This window comes from Streptococcus infantis ATCC 700779 (assembly GCF_000187465.1).
GTDB lineage: Bacteria > Bacillota > Bacilli > Lactobacillales > Streptococcaceae > Streptococcus > Streptococcus infantis.
Genome location: NZ_GL732439.1, coordinates 1 through 22,522 on the forward strand (window position 1 = coordinate 1; position 22,522 = coordinate 22,522).

A 22,522-nucleotide genomic window follows, 5' to 3' on the forward strand; every position below is an offset into this window, starting at 1 on the left:
TCAATACTTGAATTGAGGCAATTGCTTTTTTTTATATTTGATTTTTATCATTATTATCTGTAATTTCACATTGCGTTTTCTTAAATGTTTCGTTACCTTTTCATGTTAAAACTAATAAATGTGTAAAGAACTATCTTATTGATAGTTCTTTTTTTTAAAATTTGATATCCTAGACATATGAAAAGAATCAAAATTGATGTTGTAGTAGTTCCTTTAAGTGGACATTTGTACCCAACAATGAATTTATTAATCCCCTTACTTAATTACCCTCGATATGATATTCGCTTGTTCACTGGTCCTCAAAAAAAAGACGTTGCTGAGTCTGCAGGTTTTCATGTAGTTCCAATACTAGAAAATCACATTGAGGATTTTGAACGTGCAGCTAATAATGATCAGCAATTAGGGATATTATCAGCTTATCAACAACTTTCTTCTAGTATTGATTTAATTAATCTAGTTTCTGATCAATTATTGGAAGAGTGGCGAGAGAATCGCCCTGATATCGTTATTGCTGATTTTATAACCTTGTCTGGAGGTTTAGTAGCTAATCAACTTGAAATTCCTTGGATAACCACCATGGCTACACAATTTGTTTTAGAGACTACTGACGGCCCGCCTTGTCTAATTGGTGGGATGGGAAGTCCCAAGAATGGTTGGCAAGCTTCGGTCCAATTCCTAGGTAGAAAAGCAACTCGTTTAGTGAAACGAATTGTATCTTTTCTGCTTCGTGATCGCTTAAAAAGATATAATTTTAAATTGTATAATCAACTAGGTCATGAGACCATTTATTCTCCATATTCAATTCTTGGTATTGGTATGAAAGAAGTAGAATTAAAAAAGGGATTTCCAAAACACTACAAGTGGGTTGGTCCTTCTGGTGCTTCAGTTGAGGCAGGAGAGGATTATCCTTTAGATTTGTCTCCTTTTATGGAGCGAAAGAAAGTTTTGATAACTTGTGGGACACAACTAGCTTGGGCAAAAGAAAATCTTATTTATCAAGCTACGCAACTTGCAAAAGCTCATCCTGATTGTCACTTTTTTTTAACTCGTGGTGTAGGTGGAGAGGCCTTCCAATGTGAAAATCTCATGGAGAACCTTTCCGTAGTTTCTTATCTACCTTATAAGGAGTACATTCCCCAGATGGATTATGTGATTCATCATGGGGGAGCTGGGATTTTTTATCAATGCATTATTTATGGTAAACCAGCTTTGATATTGCCTCATGATTATGATCAATTTGATTATGCCGTTCGTGGGGTTGAAGCCGGTGTTGCTTTCTCAGCTAAAAGAGATAATAGCAAGGCCATTGGACAAGCCTTTGAGGAGCTGTTAGCTAAAGAAAATTGGCCAGAATTAGAGACTTTGCGCCAAGCAGCACAGTCTTATCATCCGACGGAAATCTTAGAGAGCGAAATCCATCGTCTGCTGACAAATAAGGAGAAGGAAAAATGAAAACAGTTTTAGTAACTGGAGCGACAGGTTTCTTGGGTAAATATGTTGTAGATGAATTAGTCCAGCATGGCTATCAGGTTCGAGCTTTTGGTAGAAACAGTAAGGTTGGTCGTTCTTTAGAGAATTCTTCGGTTAGTTTTTTTCAGGGTGATTTGACCAAAGCTGATGATGTGCTAGAGGCTTGCAAGGAGATGGATCTGGTCGTTCATGCGGGAGCCCTGTCAACAGTTTGGGGTCCTTGGGAAGATTTTTATCAGGCTAATGTTTTAGGAACTAAATATGTTCTCGAGGCATGTCGCCAAACAGGTATTCAACGTTTAGTCTATGTATCCTCACCAAGCATCTATGCTGCTCCTAAGGATCAGTTGGCTATCAAAGAAACTGATGCTCCAGAGGAAAATAATCTCAATAACTATATCCGTAGCAAATTGGCTTCGGAGAAACTCTTTAAAGACTATCCAGATGTTCCGAGTATCATCTTGAGACCTCGGGGCCTGTTTGGGATTGGGGACACTAGCATCTTGCCACGGGTTATCAATCTGAGTCAAAAAATAGGAATTCCTTTGATTGGAGATGGGCGTCAGCTCATGGACATGACTTGTGTGGAAAATGTTGCTCTTGCAATCCGTTTGGCCATAGAAGCTCCAGAAGCTAAAGGGGAGGTTTATAACATTACTAATGGTGAACCGAGGGCTTTTAGAGATTTGCTAGAGGAAAGTTTGACAGGTCTGGATTATCCAATCAAATATAGAAAAATTCCAGCATCTCTCTTATCAGGAATTGCAAGTAGTTTAGAATTTATATACAAGACCTTGAACCTTAAAGGGGAACCACCTCTAACTCGATATACCTATTATCTGCTTCGCTATAGTCAAACGCTGGATATTAGCAAGGCCGAGAGGGAATTGGGGTATCATCCGAAAATTAGTATTTCAGAAGGGATTGAACAATATGTCCAAGATTATCGAAAGCATTGAGTATTTCCCAGCCGGGTATTGTACTAGTTATGCAGGTTTGCTTTTTAAGGGTGTCAAGAATAGAAAGATGACTTTCCCTGCAGGAGTGTTCCTTATCAAGCACAGGGATAAGGGCCATCTGCTCTATGATACTGGCTATCACTATGATATTAAGACGAAACTTCGTTATGCTTTTTACCGTTTGGGGACGCCAGTTCAAATGACGGAGGAAGATCAGGTTTTGCACTTGCTGAAAGCTAAAGGGATTAAGCCAGAAGAAATCAACTATGTCTTGTTGTCTCATCTACATCCAGATCATTTGGGAGGGGCTAGCTTCTTTCCGAATGCAAACTTTATCCTGGCCCAGGAAGTCTATGATGTTTACAAGAAACCAAAACTAAAAGATTTAATTTTTAAAGAATTTTTGCCGAGTGACTTCGAGGAAAGATTGACAGTCATCAAGGCAAATCAGCAAAATGCTAACTTTAAGTATCGCCCTACCTATGATTTGTTTGGAGATGGTAGTATCTTAGTTGCTTCTATTGATGGGCATGCTAAGGGCCAAGCCTGTCTCTTTATTCCAGACTATGATCTCTTTATCGCAGCAGATCTTTGTTGGGGAATAGACCTCTTACCTTACACCAAACAGATGCATCTGATTCCTTCCTTGGTGCAGGACAACAAGGAAGCCTATATCAAGGGAACAGAGCTCTTGGAAGAACTTTTAAAGGATGGCATAGAAGTACTAGTTAGCCATGACCCTGTAGAAAGGATTGAGCAGATTTTGTATGAAAAAAATAACCTTTCTTAAAACTTTTATCCAAACTCGCTGGCTTCATAACTTTAAGTCTCGAGAAGCTTTAGAAAACTATCAGAAAAAGCAACTGGCTGCCTATATGGACTTTCTCAAACGTGAGTCACCTTATTTTAAAAATGGTGTACCTAGTGAATTTGATCATATGGATAAGGCTTTTATGATGAGTCATTTCAATGAGCTTAATACTCAAGGTGTGGATCGAGACGAGGCCTTGGCTTTGGCTATCGAAAGTGAAAAGACCAGGAATTTTACAGAGCTCAAGGGAGAAATAGCTGTTGGGTTGTCTTCTGGAACATCTGGACACCGGGGCCTTTTTATCACAACTGAAAAAGAGAGAAGTATGTGGGCAGCAGCTATCTTGGCAAAGATGTTGCCCAAGGGCCAACTTTTTGGGCACCGCATAGCCTTTTTCCTCAGAGCGGATAATGAACTTTATCAGACCATCAATACGGCACTTATTCATTTAGAGTACTTTGATATTTTCAAGAATACAGATGAGCATATCGAGCGTCTCAATAGTTATCAACCGACTATTGTAGTGGCACCTGCTTCTATGTTGATTGAATTGAGCAAGCGTCTAAAAGATGGGGAGTTAGTCATTCACCCACAAAAAATCGTTTCGGTGGCTGAAATCTTGGAAGATAGTGATAAAGAGCGAATTTCGAACGCTTTTGAGTTGCCGATTATTGACCAAGTCTACCAGGCAACCGAAGGTTTCCTAGCCTGTACTTGCTCTGCTGGGAATCTTCATCTCAATGAAGACATCATTTTTGTGGAAAAACACTACTTGGATGACCGACGTTTTTATCCAGTCATTACTGATTTTAAGCGGAGCAGTCAGCCTGTTTATCGCTACCAGCTCAACGATATCTTGGTTGAGAATCCTGAACCTTGTCCATGTGGATCTCATTACACAAGGATTGACAAGGTCGAAGGGCGTTCTGACGACATCTTCTATTTTGATGGACGAGATGGAGGTCAGGTAACGATTTATCCTGACTTTATCAGACGTTGCATTCTCTTTGTGGAGAATGTTGGAGATTACCAAGTCAAACAACATTCTGAGAAGCTAGTGGAAGTTTGTCTGAGTCGAAGAGATGAGCAAGTAGAAATAGCGATTACAGAGCAGTTTCGACTTTTGGCGCAACAAAAAGAGTTTAAAGAACCTGAAATACAATTTTCAGATTATCATTGGGATACAAGTCGTAAGCTCAAACGTATCCAACGTTTATGAAAGGACAAAAAATTATGACAGAAGTAAAAAGACATGTAGAAATTGCAGGTTATGGAGTCTGCCTTCCAAAAAATACAGTGCAATTTAAAGACCAGACCCGTCATCGTGTGGTTGAAAATGAAGAAACGCAACTAGATTTGGCAGAAGCAGCTATCCAAGCTGCACTTGAAAATGCAAATTTGAGTATGAAAGACATTGATTGCCTGGTATCAGCTAGTGCGGTTGGTGTTCAGCCGATTCCTTGTACGGCAGCTTTGATCCATGAACGTGTGGCAAAAGGGCTCTCTATCCCGGCTATGGATATTAATACGACTTGTACAAGTTTTATCTCTGCTTTATCAACCATGTCACATTTGATTGAAGCTGGGGAATACTGTCGTGTTTTGATTGTATCCAGTGAAGTTGGTAGCTTGGGTCTCAATCCAAAGCAAAAAGAAAGTTATGAACTCTTTAGTGATGGAGCGGTTGCCTTTATTTTCCAATCAAGTGATAAGGATAAGGGAGTTATCGCTAGTCTTCAACGTACTTGGTCAGAGGGGGCTCACGATACAGAGATTCGTGGAGGCTTAACTTCTTATCAGCCAAAAGAGTACTCTGAAGAGACCAAGACAAATTTTATGTTTGATATGAAAGGCAAGAAAATTCTCTTGCTTTCTGCTCGTGTCATTCCAGAAATGTTCCAAGAATTCCAAGAGAAATCAGGTATTTCTAAAGATGCTGTAGACTATATTATTCCCCACCAAGCCAGTCGCGCTCTTCCTTTGGTCATGGGAAAACTGGGTGTAGACGAAGACAAGTACCTTAATCTCGTTACGGATTATGGAAATATGGTCTCCGTTGCTGTACCTTTTGGTTTGGCTTATGCACTCGATCACGGATATGTGAAGGAAGGAGATACCATCTTCTTAATGGGAACTGCAGCTGGCATGACGGTCAATATGTTGGCTTTGAAATTGTAAAATAATAGCAGGCACATATAAGTGGCCTGCTTTTTAAATTAATTTTAAACATAGAACTATCGGCCTATACAGAAAAAGCTTGATAACTTTTACGAAACTAAGTATACTAGAAGGTAACAAACGTTTTCAGACAGTATATTAGGGAGTATACTTAGAAATTGAGAGGGAGATATGGGAATCAGAAAATTTCGCTTATTAATGTCCAAGTATGGCTTTAGCATTGCGATTATCCTGATAGAATTATTTCTTGTTTTCGGAATTATTCTTTACATGAGCCAGATTGCTCCGATTATTTGGGTGACTCTTGTATTTTTGATTAGCGTAGCAACCGTTATAGCGATTGTCAATCGTTCGATGTCACCTGAAAGCAAAGTGACTTGGTTGATTGTGACCTTTGTACCGGTGTTTGGTCCACTGCTTTATCTCATGTTCGGTGAGAGAAGACTATCAAAAAAAGAACTGAAACAACTCCAGGAATTGAATTCTATTGCATTTCATGAGAATAATGGGCGCCAATTCCATTTGCAACTACAGGAGACAGACAAACCAGCTTACGGAATTATCAATGCCTTGCTACATATGGATAGTAATGCAGAAGTCTATGACCAGACAGATTCACAATTTTTCGCAAGTGGTGAGGAAATGTGGAAACAGATGCTGGAGGATCTTAAAAGAGCAGAAAAGTTTATTTTTCTTGAATACTACATTGTCGACGAAGGTTTGATGTGGGATAGCATACTCAAAATTCTGGAAGAAAAGGCAGCTCAGGGAGTCGAGGTCAAGATGCTCTATGACGACATCGGTTGTATGGTGACTTTGCCTGGGGATTATACTGTTCATTTGCGTTCTAAAGGGATTGATGCTCATAAATTTAATAAGGTGATTCCTCGTATGACAGTGGCTTATAATAACCGTGACCACCGGAAAATATTAGTGATTGATGGACAAATTTCCTATACTGGAGGAATTAATCTTGCAGACGAATATATCAATCATATTGAACGTTTTGGACACTGGAAAGATAGTGGGATTCGGATTGATGGTCCGGCGACTCAAGCATTTACCAGACTATTTCTCATGAACTGGTACATCAACCGTGGGGAAATCAGTGACTTTGATCAGTATCATTTGGAAAATCAGACACGATTTGGTAGCGGTCTTTGTATCCCATACGGCAGTGGACCTAAGCCAATCTATAAAACGAAGGTAGGGAAGATTGTTTATCAAAATCTGATTAACCAAGCAGAAGATTTTGTCTATATCACAACGCCTTATCTCATTATCGATTATGATTTGACAGAGGATATAAAAAATGCGGCGATGCGAGGCGTAGATGTGAGGATAGTCACACCCCATATACCGGATAAAAAACTCATTCAACTTGTAACACGGGGAGCTTATCCAGATCTTTTATCTGCGGGTGTTCGCATTTTTGAATACACACCTGGTTTTATCCATAGTAAGCAAATGATTGTTGATGATCGATTCGCGGCTGTCGGCACTATTAACTTGGATTATCGTAGCTTGGTTCATCACTATGAAAATGCAGTACTACTCTACAAAACAGAGTCAATAGCGGATATTCGCAAAGATTTTGAAGGAATTTTTGAACAATCTCAAGAGATCTTCTCGGATACCATAAATCCTACATGGTATCAAATGATGATTAAAGAAGTAACACAGTTATTTGCACCTATGCTTTAATTGAAAGAATTAACTGAGAATAGATGATTAGAGGAGAGGTTGGGACAAAAGTCCTAGCCTCTCAATTTTCTTTGGATTGTCGAGCAAGACGCAGTGGTTGAGTGGGCTCTACTACGCTGATTTCATCAGCTTTTACAGCCCTACTCAACTGTGCGGAGGTGGGACGATGAAATCGAATTCTAACGAATTACCGATTTCTGTCCCATTCTCTTTTCTGTAAGCAGTTTCCTTGACATCTTATTTATTTTTCGTTATCATATGTCCATATAATATATGGGAGTCTGTGTACAGTCTGAGAGGAAGTGTTAAACTTCGACCGCACCTGATCTGGGTAATGCCAGCGTAGGGAACGATACTTGGCCTAATATTGCACCTTTTTCATATATGGAAGAGGTTTTTCTTTTTTTACAAAGAAAAACTGTAACTTAGAAGGAGGTTTGAATGAAAGCAAGCATTGCTTTACAAGTCCTGCCCCTGTCACGAGGGATTGATCGCATAGCTGTAATTGATAAGGTCATTGACTATCTGCAAGCTCAAGAAGTGACCATGGTGGTGACACCCTTTGAAACAGTTTTGGAGGGAGAATTTGATGAGCTTATGCGCATTCTCAAAGAAGCGTTAGAAGTGGCAGGTCAAGGGGCAGACAATGTTTTTGCCAATGTGAAAATAAATATAGGAGAGATTTTAAGCATCGATGAGAAACTTGAAAAGTATAATGAGACGGCATATTAGTCTGCTAGGATTTTTGGGTGTCTTATCCGCTTGGCAGGTGGCGGGATTCTTAAAACTCTTACCAAAGTTTATCCTGCCGACACCACTTGAGATTCTCCAGTCTTTTGTTCGCGACAGAGAATTTCTTTGGTACCATAGTTGGGCAACCTTGAGAGTAGCTTTACTCGGTTTGGTCTTAGGTGTCTTGATAGCCTGTATCATGGCCGTCCTTATGGATAGTTTGGGATGGCTCAATGACCTGATTTACCCAATGATGGTGGTTGTCCAGACCATACCGACAATTGCCATAGCCCCTATCCTAGTTTTATGGTTGGGGTATGGAATCTTGCCCAAGATTGTCTTGATTATCTTGACGACTACTTTTCCTATCATCGTCAGTATTCTAGATGGTTTTAGGCATTGTGACAAGGATATGCTGACCTTGTTTAGTCTGATGCGAGCAAATCCTTGGCAAATCCTGTGGCATTTTAAAATCCCTGTCAGCCTTCCCTACTTTTATGCAGGTCTGAGGGTCAGTGTCTCCTATGCTTTCATTACAACAGTTGTATCTGAGTGGTTGGGAGGCTTTGAAGGACTTGGTGTTTACATGATTCAGTCCAAAAAACTGTTTCAGTATGATACCATGTTCGCGATTATTATTCTGGTATCGCTGATCAGTCTTCTGGGTATGAAGCTAGTTGATATCAGTGAAAAATATGTGATTAAATGGAAACGTACTTAAAAGAAGCGTTTTGTAAAAAGAAAAGAGGAAATAAAAATGAAGAAAACATGGAAAGTGTTTTTAACGATTGTAACAGCTCTTCTAGCTGTCGTGCTTGTGGCTTGTGGCCAAGGAACTGCTTCTAAGGACAACAAAGAAGCAGAACTCAAAAAAATTGACTTTATCCTAGACTGGACACCCAATACCAACCACACAGGGCTTTATGTCGCCAAAGAAAAAGGTTATTTCAAAGAAGCTGGAGTGGATGTTGATTTGAAATTGCCACCAGAAGAAAGTTCATCTGACTTGGTGATCAATGGTAAGGCGCCATTTGCTATCTATTTCCAAGATTACATGGCTAAGAAATTGGAAAAAGGAGCAGGTATTACTGCCGTTGCAGCGATCGTTGAGCACAATACATCAGGGATTATCTCTCGTAAGTCTGACAATATCAATAGCCCTAAAGACTTGGTTGGTAAGAAATACGGAACTTGGAATGACCCAACTGAGCTTGCGATGTTGAAAACCTTGGTAGAATCTCAAGGTGGAGACTTTGAGAAGGTTGAAAAAGTACCAAACAACGACTCAAACTCGATTACACCGATTGCCAATGGCGTTTTTGATGCTGCCTGGATTTACTACGGTTGGGATGGTATTCTTGCTAAATCTCAAGGAGTGGATGCCAACTTCATGTATTTGAAAGACTATGTCAAAGAGTTTGACTACTACTCACCAGTTATCATCGCAAACAATGACTATCTGAAAGACAACAAAGAAGAAGCTCGTAAAGTCATCCAAGCTATCAAAAAAGGCTACCAATACGCGATGGATCACCCAGAAGAAGCGGCTGATATCCTCATCAAAAATGCCCCAGAGTTAAAGGATAAACGTGACTTTGTCATTGAATCTCAAAAATACTTGTCAAAAGAATACGCAAGCGACAAGGAAAAATGGGGACAGTTTGATGCTGACCGCTGGAATGCCTTCTACAAATGGGATAAAGAAAATGGAATCCTCAAGGAAGACTTGACTGATAAAGGATTTACCAACGAATTTGTAAAATAATGACAGAAATTAGACTAGAACATGTAAGCTATGCCTACGACAATGAAAAGATTTTAGAGGACATTAACCTACAAGTGACTTCAGGTGAAGTGGTCTCTATCCTAGGGCCCAGTGGTGTAGGAAAGACTACTCTCTTTAACCTGATTGCAGGGATTTTAGAAGTCCAGTCTGGGCGAATCATTCTTGACGGGGAGGAAAATCCCAAGGGGCGCGTGAGCTATATGCTACAAAAGGATCTGCTCTTGGAACACAAGACCGTTCTTGGCAATATCATTTTGCCCCTCTTGATCCAAAAGGTGGATAAGGCAGAAGCCATTGCCCGCGCAGACGAAATCCTTGCTACCTTTCAGTTGACGGCTGTAAGGGATAAGTACCCTCATGAACTCAGTGGTGGGATGCGCCAGCGTGTTGCTTTGCTCCGTACCTACCTTTTCGGGCATAAGCTCTTTCTTCTAGACGAGGCCTTTAGCGCTTTGGATGAGATGACTAAGATGGAACTTCATGCCTGGTATCTTGATATTCATAAACAGCTAGGCCTGACGACACTCATCATTACGCATAGTATAGAGGAGGCCCTCAATCTCAGTGATCGCATCTACATCCTAAAAAATCGCCCTGGTCAGATTGTTTCTGAAGTCAAACTCGACTGGTCTGAAGGCGAAGACAAGGAAGTTCAAAAAATTGCCTATAAACGCCAGATTTTAGCGGAGTTGGGCTTAAATAATTAGAAATGAAGAGAGTTGGTGAAGTCTATTCTTTACTTGCTCTCTTTTTGTCTATAAATGGAAATCCTGATAGATAAAAAGTGATATAATTGACGTATGGTGATGTGATGAAAAAAGAAGAAATTAAAAAATATTTAGATACAGATCTTGAATTTAATGTTAATGGCCGAGGTACTTACTTTAAATCAAGTATTTGTGTAGTAGGTAATTATATGAGAAATAGAATCATTGATGTTTACAGAATTGCAAATCGTTTGGTCTCTATTACAGTTGAAAATCCAGACTTTTCTGAATTAAGAGTTAATCAATTTGTAAAAATTGGAGACAAAGAGTATAGGATACGTAGTGTCCCTATGATAAATTCAACCCCACCAAAATCTTTTTTTGAAATGGATACATTTACAATTGACTACACAGAGGATGAATTGATGAATAAAGTGGCAGTATTTACGCTATTGGATAGTCAATCATAGTGTGTTGCACAGAAACTATAGCAATCAATCCGTTCAATGTGTCAAAATGTATTATAAATCTAAAAAATGAAGACGGTGGCTTGAAAGAATCAGGGCAAGTTGTGTGGTACTAAATGACTTGAGCGACTTTAGAATATAGGAAAAAAGCAATGCTTAAACTAATTTAAATTTTTAATTCTAGTATTTTAGGATATTGGTATATTCCTGAAAACCGTGACCCAGGTATGATTGAGATTGATGAGCAAACTGGTGAAGTTACAGTTGTCATCGAGTCAAATTATGATAAAGAACTAGGTTATCCTTACTATGCGAACAAAGCTCGTGGAGCAGTGAAGCAGATGTGGGATAGAGGAGAATTACCAAGCGAGAAATCATTTACCTGGTGGTAATTTTAAGAGATAACAAAAAGTGCCTAAATGATGTTAAATAATGAACTAAATGACTACAGCAAACAAGACCCATTCGATGAAATAGATGAACCCATTTTTTCGGAGTCTAATCTTGAAGGGTACAGTGATTTTTACAAAGATAGTGAAGAGTCAAAAGTTTGGTGGATTTATAGAATAGGTGTTATAGGAGAATTTCTGTTCAGCTTTGATAAGAAAAAAATTTATAACCTTTTTCTTGATTATCCTCACAATATGACGGAAGAAGAGGTTAAAATTTTTGATAGCGAAAATCCGTTTTGGAGAGATTTTTTCTCTCGATAATAGAATATGAACTATAGTAGAAAAAACTGTGAAACACTCACACTACAAAAAACTTCGGTACACCATTAATGATACCGAAGTTTTTTTCTAGACTTTACGAAATATTTCTTAGATTTGATGATAAATAACATACTTTCAAAGGATTTGAAAGCTAGCTGTAACTTCTTTATTATAACATAAATGTAGAATAGAAAATGAAATGGGAATTGCTTGCTATCAGTAGCTATTTTTAAAACTCAGTATTTTCAAGGACTTAGCCTTTAAAATTTGACTTATAGAGTCTTAAATGGTAGTATAGTCAAAGATAGTCAAAGTTTAAGAAGGAGGTAGCAAGCTATGAAATTTAAAAATACATCGGACCATATTGAAGCTTATATCAAGGCGATTTTAGAACAATCTGGTATCGTCGAATTGCAACGAAGTCAGCTAGCGGATACCTTTCAAGTCGTACCTAGCCAGATCAACTATGTGATTAAGACTCGTTTTACAGAGAGTAGAGGATATCTAGTTGAGAGTAAACGTGGTGGTGGAGGCTATATTCGTATTGGTCGAATTGAATTCTCTAACCATCATGATATGCTCCGCGATTTGTTGTATTCAGTGGGTGATGAGGTGAACCAAGTCATCTTTGAAGATGTCTTAAGACTCTTAGTCGAACAAGAACTCATGACCCGCCAAGAGATGAATCTATTATTAGCTATGGGGACAGACCGAATTCTAGGTGAGGAAGCTAATTATATTCGTGCCAATATGCTTCGTCAGTTGTTGCATGAAGTAGATAGAAAAGGAAAATAAAACGACATGAAATATTCAAAAGCATTGAGAGAATGCATCGATAGCGCCTTTTTGGTAGCGAGTCGCTTTGATGCAGATTACCTAGAGTCTTGGCATTTGCTGATTGCCATGGCCAATCATAGCTACAGTGTTGCGGGAGCAACTTTAAATGAATTTCCGTATGAGATTGATCGTTTAGAGGAAGTGGCTGTAGAATTGACAGAAGCCAACTATAACCACAAGGAAGATTACAAGGAACTCCCTTTTTCCTATCGCTTAAATATCTTGATGTTGGAGGCGGAACATGTTGCTTCGGTGGTACATGCCAAGGCATTGGGAACAGAGCATCTTCTCTACGCTATCTTGCATGATGGCAATGCCCTAGCTACTCGCATTTTGGAAAAAGCAGGATTTTCTTATGAAGATCAGAAAGGTCAAGTCAAGATTGCTGGGCTTCGTCGTAGTCTTGAAGCGCGTGCTGGTTGGACAAAGGAAGATTTGAAGGCTCTGCGTCAGCGACACAGAACAGCAGCAGATAAACAAAATTCTATGGCAAATATGATGGGTATGCCTCAAACTCCAAGTGGTGGTTTGGAAGATTACACTCATGACCTCACAGAGCAAGCTCGTTCAGGCAAATTGGAACCAGTTATTGGACGTGACCAAGAAATCTCTCGTATGATCCAAATCTTGAGTCGAAAAACAAAAAACAATCCAGTTTTAGTTGGAGATGCAGGTGTTGGTAAAACAGCTCTGGCACTTGGCCTTGCACAGCGAATTGCCAACGGAAATGTACCTGATGAGATGGCTAAGATGCGAGTCCTAGAACTTGATTTGATGAATGTGGTTGCGGGAACCCGTTTCCGTGGAGACTTTGAAGAACGTATGAACAATATTATCAAAGATATCGAGGAAGACGGTAAGGTTATCCTCTTTATCGATGAGCTTCATACCATTATGGGATCTGGAAGTGGTATTGATTCGACCTTGGATGCGGCCAATATCCTGAAACCTGCCCTAGCGCGTGGAACTCTGAGAACTGTTGGGGCAACCACTCAGGAAGAATACCAAAAACACATCGAAAAAGACGCAGCCCTTTCTCGTCGCTTTGCTAAAGTGATGATTGAGGAGCCGAGCGTGGCTGATAGTATGGCTATCTTACAAGGATTAAAAGCAACTTATGAGAAGCACCACCATGTCCAAATTACAGACGATGCTGTCGAAACAGCTGTTAAAATGGCACATCGCTATTTGACAAGTCGTCACTTGCCCGACTCAGCGATTGATCTTTTGGATGAAGCCGCAGCAACTGTCCAAAACAAATCAAAACACGCTAAAAAAGACGAGTCAGGCTTAACAGCTGCTGATAAGGCTTTGATGGATGGCAAATGGAAACAAGCAACTCAGCTCATTGCAAAAGAACAGGAAGTTCCGGTCTATAAAGATCTGGTAAAAGAATCTGATATTTTGACAACCTTGAGTCGCTTGTCAGGTATTCCAGTTCAAAAATTGACACAAACGGATGCCAAGAAGTATCTCAATCTTGAAACTGAACTGCATAAACGTGTTATCGGTCAGGAACAAGCAGTGTCTAGTATCAGTCGTGCCATTCGCCGAAATCAATCTGGTATTCGTAATAACAAACGTCCAATTGGTTCCTTTATGTTCCTAGGACCAACAGGTGTTGGTAAGACAGAATTGGCCAAAGCCTTGGCAGAAGTTCTCTTTGATGACGAGTCAGCCCTCATTCGTTTTGACATGAGTGAATATATGGAGAAATTCGCAGCTAGTCGTCTCAATGGAGCTCCTCCAGGTTATGTAGGCTACGAAGAGGGCGGAGAGTTGACCGAGAAGGTTCGTAACAAACCGTACTCAGTCTTGCTCTTTGACGAGGTAGAAAAGGCCCACCCAGATATCTTTAATGTGCTCTTGCAGGTCTTGGATGATGGTGTCTTAACAGACAGTAAGGGTCGCAAGGTTGATTTCTCAAATACCATTATTATCATGACGTCAAACCTTGGTGCGACAGCTCTTCGTGATGACAAGACGGTCGGTTTTGGAGCTAAGGATATTCGTTTTGACCAGGAAAATATGGAAAAACGGATGTTCGAAGAGTTGAAAAAAGCTTATCGTCCAGAGTTTATCAACCGTATTGACGAAAAGGTGGTCTTCCACAGCTTGTCAAGTCAAGATATGCAGGAAGTGGTTAAGATTATGGTCAAACCATTGATTGCAAGTCTCGCAGAAAAAGGCATTGACTTGAAACTCCAAGCATCTGCCCTTAAGCTTCTAGCTCAGAAGGGATATGATCCAGAAATGGGAGCTCGCCCACTGCGCAGAACTCTGCAAACAGAAGTAGAAGACAAACTAGCAGAACTCCTTCTTACAGGTGAATTGAAAGAAGGTAAGACACTTAAGATTGGCGTCAAAGCTGGTCAATTGAAATTTGAGATTGTTTAAAATTGTGAGGTTGGAACAGATTGTTTCAGCCTCTTTTTTTTGGGAAGTTGTTACTCAAATAAGCATTTGAATTGTGCATTTAGTTTAAGGAGTTCAAAAACGAATTTCTACTGATCAAGTTTTGTATATCAAGAAAAAATCCGATCATGTAGAAAATATTTTTATAAAAATTAATAAAAAAGTGTTGACAAATAATAGAAGGAGTAGTATGATATAAAATATAAAAAATTATAAAAAGGTTGAAAAGACATGAAAAAAAGGATAGCAGTGGTTTTTGGAACCTTTGCTCCCTTGCATCAGGGACATATTGATTTAATCCAAAGAGCAAAACGACAATGCGATGCTGTATGGGTGATAGTTTCAGGTTATAAGGGAGATCGTGGTGAACAGGTTGGACTTACACTACAAAAGAGGTTTCGCTATATTCGTGAAGCATTTCGAGATGATGAGTTGACCTCTGTTTGTAAACTTGACGAAACCAATATTCCACGCTATCCAATGGGCTGGCAGGAGTGGTTGGATCAGATGTTGCAGGCCATTTCCTATGACCAGACTGGTGAGGAACTAATCTTTTTTGTAGGAGAGTCCGAATACCAACAAGAATTGTCAAAACGTGGTTTCGAGACTGTTCTACAGGAAAGAAAATTTGGAATTTCGGCTAGCATGATTCGTGAAAATCCAAGCAAATATTGGAAATATATCGCTCAACCTTTCCGCCGTCAGTTTACGAAAAAAGTGTTGATTATGGGAAGTGCTAGTAATGGTAAAACAACTCTAGCAAAGGATTTAGCTCGCTTTTATGACGCGCCAGTCAGTCTGGAGTATGCTCGTGAGTATCAGATAAAAAATAATGTCCGAGATGATGAGCTTACCCCAAAAGATTATTATTACCTTCTTTTGGGCCAATATGACCAAACTTCCAAGTTAATCGATAGCAATGCCAATCGAGGCCTAGTCATTGCAGATACCAACTCACTAGTAACCAAGGGCTACTACGATTACTACATGGAAAGCGAAGAGCAGGAGGACCTGTCCATAGAGACCTTTGATAATCTCTTTGTTTCCATCGTAGCCAAGGAAAAGTGGGATTTAATCCTCTTTGTGCAACCTATTGGCTCCTATGTCAATGATGGTTTTCGCGATATGACCATGGCAGAAGACCATATTCGTCACAGTTTTTCTCAGCATTTGGATATGATGAGGGAGCAATATCTAGCCAATATCTCTCATGTTTATCTAGCTGATGACTATCTAGGAAATTATGAAGCAGCAAAAGTGGCTATTGATGCCATTTACCAAGCAGATTAGGAGAAAAAAATGAAAAAAATAGTAGAAAAAATCACACAATTTATCGAAAACTTTAAAAATGTTCACGCGGAAGCTCGTAAAATTGGTTTTGCAGGAGTTATGCGTTTACTTTGGAATGACCTCTTTGTGGGACGCAGTCTTTTCCAGTGGCTCTATTTGATTGTTTTATCAAGTGTTCCTCTTATTCTGGAGTTTACACAAAACACGGAAAGTCATGACTGGATTGGCCTCTTTGCCTCTTGGACAGGAATTGTCTGCGTTATCTTGGTAGCTGAAGGTCGAGCTAGTAACTATCTTTTTGGAGCTATTAACTCTGCAATCTACTTGGTCTTATCTATGAATGCTACTTTCTACGGCGAAGTTTTGACAACAGTTTATTTCTTTGTCATGCAGCCTATTGGTCTCTATACTTGGTTGTCTAATCGGATCAATGAGCAAGGAAGACCAGAGGAGTCTCACTTTGAAGCTAAGAAACTCGGTCTGATTGATTGGCTCAAGTACTTGGCCTTGACTGCTATCATCTGGATTGGCATGGGATTAGCCTACCAAAGTATCAGCAGTGCTCGTCCTTTCCGTGACAGTGTTACCGATGCGACCAATGGTGTTGGTCAGCTCTTGATGACACGTCTTTACCGTGAGCAATGGATTTTCTGGATTGCAACCAATCTCTTTAGTATCTACCTCTGGTGGGGTGAAAACATTCATATCCAAGGAATGTACTGGGTCTACACCCTCAATAGTCTAGTCGGTTGGTACCAATGGACTAAGGCTGTCAAGGAGGGATAAGATGACTGAAACGATAATACCGGCTGGAATGACAGAAAGAGAATATTTTGAGATTCATGCGACTGAGAAGGAATTTTTAGACTGGTACTGTAAACAGGATCTTCCTCAGTATGAAAGACCGAGCGTGACGGTGGATATGGTAGCTTATTGCTTTGTGGAAGGGAAAATCAAACTCTTACTAATCCGCCGTAAGGCCCATCCTTATCAGAACTGTTTGGCCTTAGTCGGTGGTTTTATGGATAAAGGGGAAGATGCTGCCCATGCTTGTCAGCGTGAAGTGAGAGAGGAGGTTAACCTTGACCTTCCTTTGGAAAAAATCGAACAGTTGATGACAGTATCTACTCCAGGTCGTGATCCGCGGGGCTGGACGGTTACTATCGCCCATTTGGTGTATCTACCTAGCCGAGCACTTGATCTCGTTCAAGCTGGAGATGATGCCAAGGATGTGGTTTTTGTCGATGTTGATTTTCAGACGGGTAAGTGCTTCCTAGAGGGACTAGAGCTGGGGGAGCAAGCCTTCGCCTTTGATCATTATGCCATTATCCAAGAGTCTATTAAACGAATCCAAGGGCGTCTTGACTGGAATCCGACCTTTCTCTATCTGCTAGAGGAGGAATTCACTGTCTATGAAGGAACCGAATTAGTCAATCTCATCAACCCAGGACGACCAATCGTCAGCAATAACTTTCTAGTTAAATACGGTGAGTATGTAGAAGAAGTTGGGCTCAAACGAGTGCCTAAAAAGAAACCAAGAAAAACCTATCGATTGAAATAAAAAGCTTGAGAGCAGAAATCGATAACCCAAGTCTTGGTTTCCTAGTTTCAGTCCTGAGAAATTTCAACAAATCCGATGACTGGTTGAGCTTGAGAATAGAGAAAATAAAGTTTGTGTCAAAAGTCAATTCAGCCATCGTGTCAAAGACTTATTAGTCATAAAAAAGTGAGGTCGGGATTTTCCCGACCTCTTTTTGTTTAAGGATGTTTATCTTTATTAGAATTGCTCATGATTCGAATGAATAAATCTTTGTATTTATATTTTAAATAATGTTCGTGTAAATACAATAAAGCCACGTAGACAATCATGAAAATAGTGGTTAAGTAGAACAAATCAAATGTTGTTTGAGCGTAATGAGTAGCAACCCCATAAGAAGAGAAAGCACCAATAATCAACCAAGGAAGATATTTATAATATTTCTTTGACATAAACCTACACCTCCAATATCCTATTTCAATTTTATTATAGCCCTTCAAGATAAAAATGCAAGCGATTACACTTGTAAAATATAGTATTTTTAGTAGGAAAAATTTCCTGTTTTTTAAATTTTTAACGAATAATAGAGATAGGAGGATTAAAAAAAGAACAAGTATAAATAAAAACCAAAACCAAAACCATATATAAATAGTTGACAAACCCTAAAACAAATATTACAATAACGTTACAAAATCATTTCATAACATTTCAAAAAGATTACACAGGAGGCGCATCATGAAAACAAAACATTCAATTCGTTTACTAGCAGTAGCAGTATTGGCTTCAACTTTGCTTTTAGGAGCATGTGGTAATAAAAAAGAAGAAGCTAAAAACGACAATGCAAATAAAACAACACAAACCACGTCAAGTTCAAAGGCAAGTTCTTCCACCAAAGAAAGTAAAACTCAAGCTTCGACAAGCACCACTACTTCAGAAAAAGCTAAAGCTTCCTCTGAACAAGCTTCAAGTCCTACAACTCAGGGTCAAGAATCCAACCAAGCTGCACCAACTCCCCAAGCTCCTCAGCAACAGGAAACTCCATCTCAACCATCTTCTAATCAGCAAGCTTCACAAAGTCAATCTAATCAAGCAAGCCAGTCAACTTATGACCCAACGACTGACCGCAAATTACAAGACCAGCAGGCGGAACATAATAAACGTTACAAAGGCGTTTTAACCATGGTCGATGGGGATTTTTCAGCAGCAGCAGGAAGCTGGAAGGGTGCCAATGGCGAGACTATCACTGTCTCATCAGGAGGTCAATTTACAGTAGAATCTGTTGATGGCAAGAAAGAAAACTACTCTATCCAAGGCTATGCCTATACTCTTGATGATGGTAAATATAATGCCAAAATTGGTGGTGGAAAAATCATCCAGATTACAACAGGAGCAGATGGTACAGTTTCTAGTGTTGTCTTGATTCAACCATAGAATCTGGCGGTAAAACTTTTCTCAAAACAAATGCAAACCCGTAACTCAGTTGAAGTTACGGGTTTTTGTTGTCTTTTATACCTTCTCTAACTGCAAGAGGGCTTCAATCTCAGCCAGAGTGCTGGCTTGTGAGATAGCTCCACGGAGTTTGGCAGCACCAGATGTGCCTCGAAGGTAGTGAGGGGCTAGACCACGGAATTCACGGACAGCGATATTCTCACCTTTAAGGTCAATCAAGCGTTTCAAGTGCTCGTAGGCGATTTTCATCTTGTCTTCGAAGGTCAGATCAGGCAGGATTTCTCCAGTTTCAAAGTAATGATTGATTTGATTAAAGAGGTAAGGATTTCCCATAGCTGCGCGCCCAATCATAACGGCGTCAGCACCGACTTCCTCGATGCGTTGTTTAGCTTCTTGAACCGTACGGATGTCTCCGTTAGCGATAAATGGAATCTTGGTCAGAGCTTGTGCAACCTTATGAAGGGTCTCTAGGTCCGCGTGACCAGTGTACATCTGTTCACGTGTACGGCCGTGCATAGCGAGGGCAGAGACGCCTGCAGCTTCGGCAGCTAGGGCATTCTCAACTGCTAGGGATGGGTCAGACCAGCCCGTACGCATTTTGACAGTGAGGGGGATATCAAGGACAGATTGGACCTTGTTGATGATAGAGTAAATCTTATCTGGGTCCTTGAGCCACATAGCCCCAGCTTCATTTTTCACGATTTTGTTAACTGGGCAGCCCATGTTGATATCGACGATATCGGTCTTGGTGTTTTCTTGGATGAATTCTGCTGCGCGTGCTAAGCTGTCTTCATCGCTACCAAAAAGTTGGATGGAAACAGGGTTTTCGCCCTCGTCGATATGAAGCATGTGTAAGGTTTTTTCGTTGTTGTATTGGATACCCTTATCAGAGACCATTTCCATAACAACGAGCCCTGCGCCAAGTTCTTTTGCGATAGTACGAAAGGCTGAGTTGGTCACACCTGCCATGGGTGCGAGGACCGTCCGATTTGGGATCTCGACGTTCCCAATCATAAAAGGTGTATTAAGATTTGTCACGAATGAGTTCCTCCAGGTCGTTTTCATCAAAGTTATAAGTTGTTTGGCAGAATTGACAAGTGATTTCTGCCCCATGGTCGTCCTCTTTCATTTCCTCAAGGTCTGAACTTGGAAGGCTGGCAAGAGCATCCATAAAGCGTTCTTTGCTGCAGTCGCATTGGAAACGAATTTCTTCTTCGGACAGACGTTTGTAGGGCTCGTCACCATAGATTGCTTTGAGAAGGGCTTCAATATGGTCATCGCTTTCCAGAAGTGTAGAGATAGCAGGCATTTCTTGGATTCGTTTTTCAAAACGTGCGATTTCTTCCTCTTTGGCATTTGGCAATACTTGGAGCAAAAAGCCACCTGCAACTTCGACCTTGTCGTCTTTGTCTAAAAGAACATTGAGGCCAACTGCTGAAGGCGTTTGTTGACTTTCTGTCAGGTAGAAAGCGAGGTCTTCACCGATTTCTCCAGAGATAAGAGGCGTCATGGAATTATAGGGATTTCCAGTGCCATAGTCTGTAATCACTAGAAATTGACCGTTTCCGACAAAAGGTCCAACTAGGACTTCTCCTGTTGCAGTCTTTTTAATGTCAACTCCAGGGTTTTGAACGTAGCCTTTGACGTTACCCTTGGTATCTGCAACTGTGATAATGGCACCGAGGGAGCTAGTTCCAAGAACCTTGACGGTTAGCTTGGTATTTCCTTTTTCGTTGGCAGCGAGAATTTGGCTGGCGATAAGGGTACGGCCAAGCGCTACGGTTGAACTAGCTTGGGTTTGATGTTTTTCTTGAGCAGTTCGGACTGTTTCTGTGCTGTCAAGGACAAAAGCACGAAAAGCCCCGCTTTCTGATATAGTTTTAATAATTTTATCCATAGCTACTATTTTAGCATAAAAATGCCCAAAGAGGGAGTGGTGTGTTTGCTAGTTCTGAGGATTATTCTGGCATTTTTTATATTATGTTCCGCTTGAAGGAGAAAATGAAAGGGGTAACAAATGTATTTAGGTGATTTGATGGAAAAAGCTGAGTCAAATTATTTTTTTACTCTTGGATTTTATTTATTTTGTAAATAATTTTATCTCGTTATTGGAATTTAGTGGTAAGAGTCATTTGTTTTTTATTTTAGGAAATTGGATAATAGAAGTATATAGTTTTTAAATTATGATATAATTAATGAAGTTAATTATCCTTGATAATATGATAGGGACTAATCCTAAAATGACAAATCAGGAGATGAGAAAAAGAGAAAAGGAGTCCATCTGGTATGAATTATTTTGAGGGGAATGAGTTTTTCCTTCTATTGCTTGTGGTTTTACTGATTGGCTTTGTTTTAAACTATTTTGGCAAGCGTAAGGATTATTATATTTTAAGTCTGTCAATTTTATTTGCAGGAGCCATCTATGGTAAGAGTAAAACCATGGTTGTTTATCTATTGGCTTTCATCATCTACCAATATGTCCTAGTTTTTATAGCACAAAGAATGGATTCAAAACGGTTAAAACCTCTAGTTATGTTATCCATATTACCTTTAGTGGTCAATAAAGTCTTTGCCATAACCCAGCTACATTTGTTGGCTTTTATTGGGATTTCCTACATGTCCTTTAAGACCATTCAGATCATGCTAGAGATATCGGATGGTTTAATCAAAGAAAAAATCAGTGTAAAAGATTATCTGCAGTTTCTACTCTTTTTCCCTACAGTTAGTTCGGGACCAATCGATCGTAGCAGAAGATTTCTAAAAGAGATTAACGAAGTCATGCTTAGAAAAGACTACCTTGAGTTAGCAGGTGATGGTATTTATCGCATTGTTCTAGGCCTTCTCTACAAGGTTGTTTTATCAACCTATGTTTACCAGATACTACTTGCTCTAAGCAATACTGGGACAGTTGTCTACTCAATCAAATATATGTACCTGTATACTCTCTATCTGTTCTTTGACTTTGCGGGGTATAGTTTGATGGCTGTTGGAAGCAGTAATGTTTTGGGTATTCAGACAGCGATGAATTTCAATAAACCTTTCTTGAGTATTGATATCAAGGATTTCTGGACTAGATGGCACATCACCTTGTCAACATGGTTGAGAGATTTCGTATTTTCAAGAGTTTTAATGCAGGTTATCAGAAAGAAATGGTTTAAGAATAGATTACACAATGCAGCCTATGCCTATATGGTCAATATGTTGGTTATGGGATTTTGGCATGGAATTAGTGTCAGCTACATCGCTTATGGTTTTTACCATGGAATCTTGATGTCTGGATTTGAAATTTATCAAAAGAAAAGCACTTTTTATAAGAAACATAAAAATAAAACTTGGTACAAGCTAATAAGTTGGTTTGTGACCATGAATTTAGTTATGGTTGGCTTCTTTATCTTTTCAGGTGAACCTTATAAGATAATTATGGCAATTCTAAGTAGATAAAGAGATCTGCTAAAACAAGGAGATTG

Annotated in this window: 23 protein-coding genes; 20 read left to right on the forward strand and 3 right to left on the reverse strand. The window is 39.7% G+C overall.

Features of this window, described 5'->3' with window-relative positions:
- Positions 1-177: 177 nt before the first annotated feature.
- The 18 genes from HMPREF9423_RS02325 (at position 178) to HMPREF9423_RS02405 (ending at position 17,630) form a co-directional block, all read left to right on the forward strand.
- A complete protein-coding gene (locus HMPREF9423_RS02325; protein WP_006147738.1) occupies positions 178-1,452 on the forward strand; it encodes a glycosyltransferase in 1,275 nt (424 codons plus the stop codon).
- Entirely contained in the window at positions 1,449-2,429 is a 981-nt protein-coding gene (locus tag HMPREF9423_RS02330) for an NAD-dependent epimerase/dehydratase family protein (protein WP_006147739.1), read from the forward strand. The genes HMPREF9423_RS02325 and HMPREF9423_RS02330 overlap by 4 nt, the downstream gene beginning before the upstream one ends.
- Positions 2,404-3,219 (forward strand): MBL fold metallo-hydrolase, encoded by an 816-nt coding sequence (locus HMPREF9423_RS02335; protein WP_006147740.1) that lies wholly within the window; start codon positions 2,404-2,406, stop codon positions 3,217-3,219. The genes HMPREF9423_RS02330 and HMPREF9423_RS02335 overlap by 26 nt, the downstream gene beginning before the upstream one ends.
- The gene (locus HMPREF9423_RS02340; protein WP_006147741.1) at positions 3,197-4,459 is read left to right on the forward strand and encodes a F390 synthetase-related protein; all 1,263 of its coding nucleotides are present in this window, start codon (positions 3,197-3,199) and stop codon (positions 4,457-4,459) included. The genes HMPREF9423_RS02335 and HMPREF9423_RS02340 overlap by 23 nt, the downstream gene beginning before the upstream one ends.
- Before the next feature lie 14 nt (positions 4,460-4,473).
- Entirely contained in the window at positions 4,474-5,418 is a 945-nt protein-coding gene (locus tag HMPREF9423_RS02345; RefSeq protein WP_006155868.1) for a 3-oxoacyl-[acyl-carrier-protein] synthase III C-terminal domain-containing protein, read from the forward strand.
- A 171-nt stretch (positions 5,419-5,589) separates the two neighbouring features.
- Entirely contained in the window at positions 5,590-7,122 is a 1,533-nt protein-coding gene (gene cls / locus HMPREF9423_RS02350; protein WP_006155864.1) for a cardiolipin synthase, read from the forward strand.
- A 441-nt stretch (positions 7,123-7,563) separates the two neighbouring features.
- Positions 7,564-7,854 carry a thiamine-binding protein gene (locus HMPREF9423_RS02355; protein WP_006147744.1) on the forward strand — a complete coding sequence of 97 codons (291 nt, stop codon included), beginning with the start codon at positions 7,564-7,566 and terminating at the stop codon, positions 7,852-7,854.
- A complete protein-coding gene (locus HMPREF9423_RS02360) occupies positions 7,817-8,575 on the forward strand; it encodes an ABC transporter permease (RefSeq protein ID WP_006155874.1) in 759 nt (252 codons plus the stop codon). Before HMPREF9423_RS02355 ends, HMPREF9423_RS02360 begins: the two co-directional genes overlap by 38 nt.
- A gap of 36 nt (positions 8,576-8,611) precedes the next feature.
- Positions 8,612-9,619, forward strand: a complete 1,008-nt coding sequence (locus HMPREF9423_RS02365; RefSeq protein WP_006147746.1) for an ABC transporter substrate-binding protein — start codon at positions 8,612-8,614, stop codon at positions 9,617-9,619.
- On the forward strand, positions 9,619-10,347 hold the full coding sequence (locus HMPREF9423_RS02370; protein WP_006147747.1) for an ABC transporter ATP-binding protein: 729 nt from the start codon (positions 9,619-9,621) through the stop codon (positions 10,345-10,347). Before HMPREF9423_RS02365 ends, HMPREF9423_RS02370 begins: the two co-directional genes overlap by 1 nt.
- Before the next feature lie 104 nt (positions 10,348-10,451).
- Positions 10,452-10,817 carry a hypothetical protein gene (locus HMPREF9423_RS11815; RefSeq protein ID WP_006147748.1) on the forward strand — a complete coding sequence of 122 codons (366 nt, stop codon included), beginning with the start codon at positions 10,452-10,454 and terminating at the stop codon, positions 10,815-10,817.
- Between the two features lie 224 nt (positions 10,818-11,041).
- Positions 11,042-11,206, forward strand: a complete 165-nt coding sequence (locus HMPREF9423_RS12380; RefSeq protein ID WP_006147750.1) for a hypothetical protein — start codon at positions 11,042-11,044, stop codon at positions 11,204-11,206.
- A 27-nt stretch (positions 11,207-11,233) separates the two neighbouring features.
- Positions 11,234-11,527 carry a DUF7675 family protein gene (locus tag HMPREF9423_RS02380; RefSeq protein ID WP_006147751.1) on the forward strand — a complete coding sequence of 98 codons (294 nt, stop codon included), beginning with the start codon at positions 11,234-11,236 and terminating at the stop codon, positions 11,525-11,527.
- Between the two features lie 336 nt (positions 11,528-11,863).
- The gene (locus HMPREF9423_RS02385; RefSeq protein ID WP_006147752.1) at positions 11,864-12,322 is read left to right on the forward strand and encodes a CtsR family transcriptional regulator; all 459 of its coding nucleotides are present in this window, start codon (positions 11,864-11,866) and stop codon (positions 12,320-12,322) included.
- A gap of 6 nt (positions 12,323-12,328) precedes the next feature.
- Positions 12,329-14,761, forward strand: coding sequence for an ATP-dependent Clp protease ATP-binding subunit (locus HMPREF9423_RS02390; RefSeq protein ID WP_006147753.1), 2,433 nt, complete (start codon positions 12,329-12,331; stop codon positions 14,759-14,761).
- 249 nt (positions 14,762-15,010) lie between these two features.
- Positions 15,011-16,069 (forward strand): AAA family ATPase, encoded by a 1,059-nt coding sequence (locus HMPREF9423_RS02395; RefSeq protein WP_006147755.1) that lies wholly within the window; start codon positions 15,011-15,013, stop codon positions 16,067-16,069.
- Positions 16,070-16,078: 9 nt separating this feature from the next.
- Positions 16,079-16,855: a nicotinamide riboside transporter PnuC gene (gene pnuC, locus HMPREF9423_RS02400; protein ID WP_006147756.1), complete on the forward strand. Its 777-nt coding sequence runs from the start codon at positions 16,079-16,081 to the stop codon at positions 16,853-16,855.
- Position 16,856: 1 nt separating this feature from the next.
- Complete coding sequence (locus HMPREF9423_RS02405) at positions 16,857-17,630, forward strand: NUDIX domain-containing protein (protein WP_006147757.1); 774 nt, start codon at positions 16,857-16,859, stop codon at positions 17,628-17,630.
- A 197-nt stretch (positions 17,631-17,827) separates the two neighbouring features.
- Here the strand turns inward: HMPREF9423_RS02405 and HMPREF9423_RS0101935 are convergent, their stop codons facing one another.
- A complete protein-coding gene (locus HMPREF9423_RS0101935) occupies positions 17,828-18,058 on the reverse strand; it encodes a hypothetical protein (protein WP_006155869.1) in 231 nt (76 codons plus the stop codon).
- A 283-nt stretch (positions 18,059-18,341) separates the two neighbouring features.
- Here HMPREF9423_RS0101935 and HMPREF9423_RS02410 point away from each other — a divergent pair, with 283 nt between their 5' ends.
- Positions 18,342-19,037, forward strand: a complete 696-nt coding sequence (locus tag HMPREF9423_RS02410; RefSeq protein WP_006147760.1) for a hypothetical protein — start codon at positions 18,342-18,344, stop codon at positions 19,035-19,037.
- Positions 19,038-19,112: 75 nt separating this feature from the next.
- Here HMPREF9423_RS02410 and dusB read toward each other — a convergent pair whose 3' ends face one another.
- Both dusB and hslO read right to left on the reverse strand, forming a co-directional pair.
- The gene (gene dusB, locus HMPREF9423_RS02415) at positions 19,113-20,093 is read right to left on the reverse strand and encodes a tRNA dihydrouridine synthase DusB (protein ID WP_006147761.1); all 981 of its coding nucleotides are present in this window, start codon (positions 20,091-20,093) and stop codon (positions 19,113-19,115) included.
- Positions 20,080-20,952, reverse strand: coding sequence for an Hsp33 family molecular chaperone HslO (gene hslO / locus HMPREF9423_RS02420; RefSeq protein ID WP_006147762.1), 873 nt, complete (start codon positions 20,950-20,952; stop codon positions 20,080-20,082). Before hslO ends, dusB begins: the two co-directional genes overlap by 14 nt.
- Positions 20,953-21,341: 389 nt before the next feature.
- Between hslO and dltB the strand changes: the two genes are divergently transcribed.
- On the forward strand, positions 21,342-22,496 hold the full coding sequence (gene dltB / locus HMPREF9423_RS02425) for a D-alanyl-lipoteichoic acid biosynthesis protein DltB (RefSeq protein ID WP_006147763.1): 1,155 nt from the start codon (positions 21,342-21,344) through the stop codon (positions 22,494-22,496).
- Positions 22,497-22,522 lie beyond the last annotated feature (26 nt).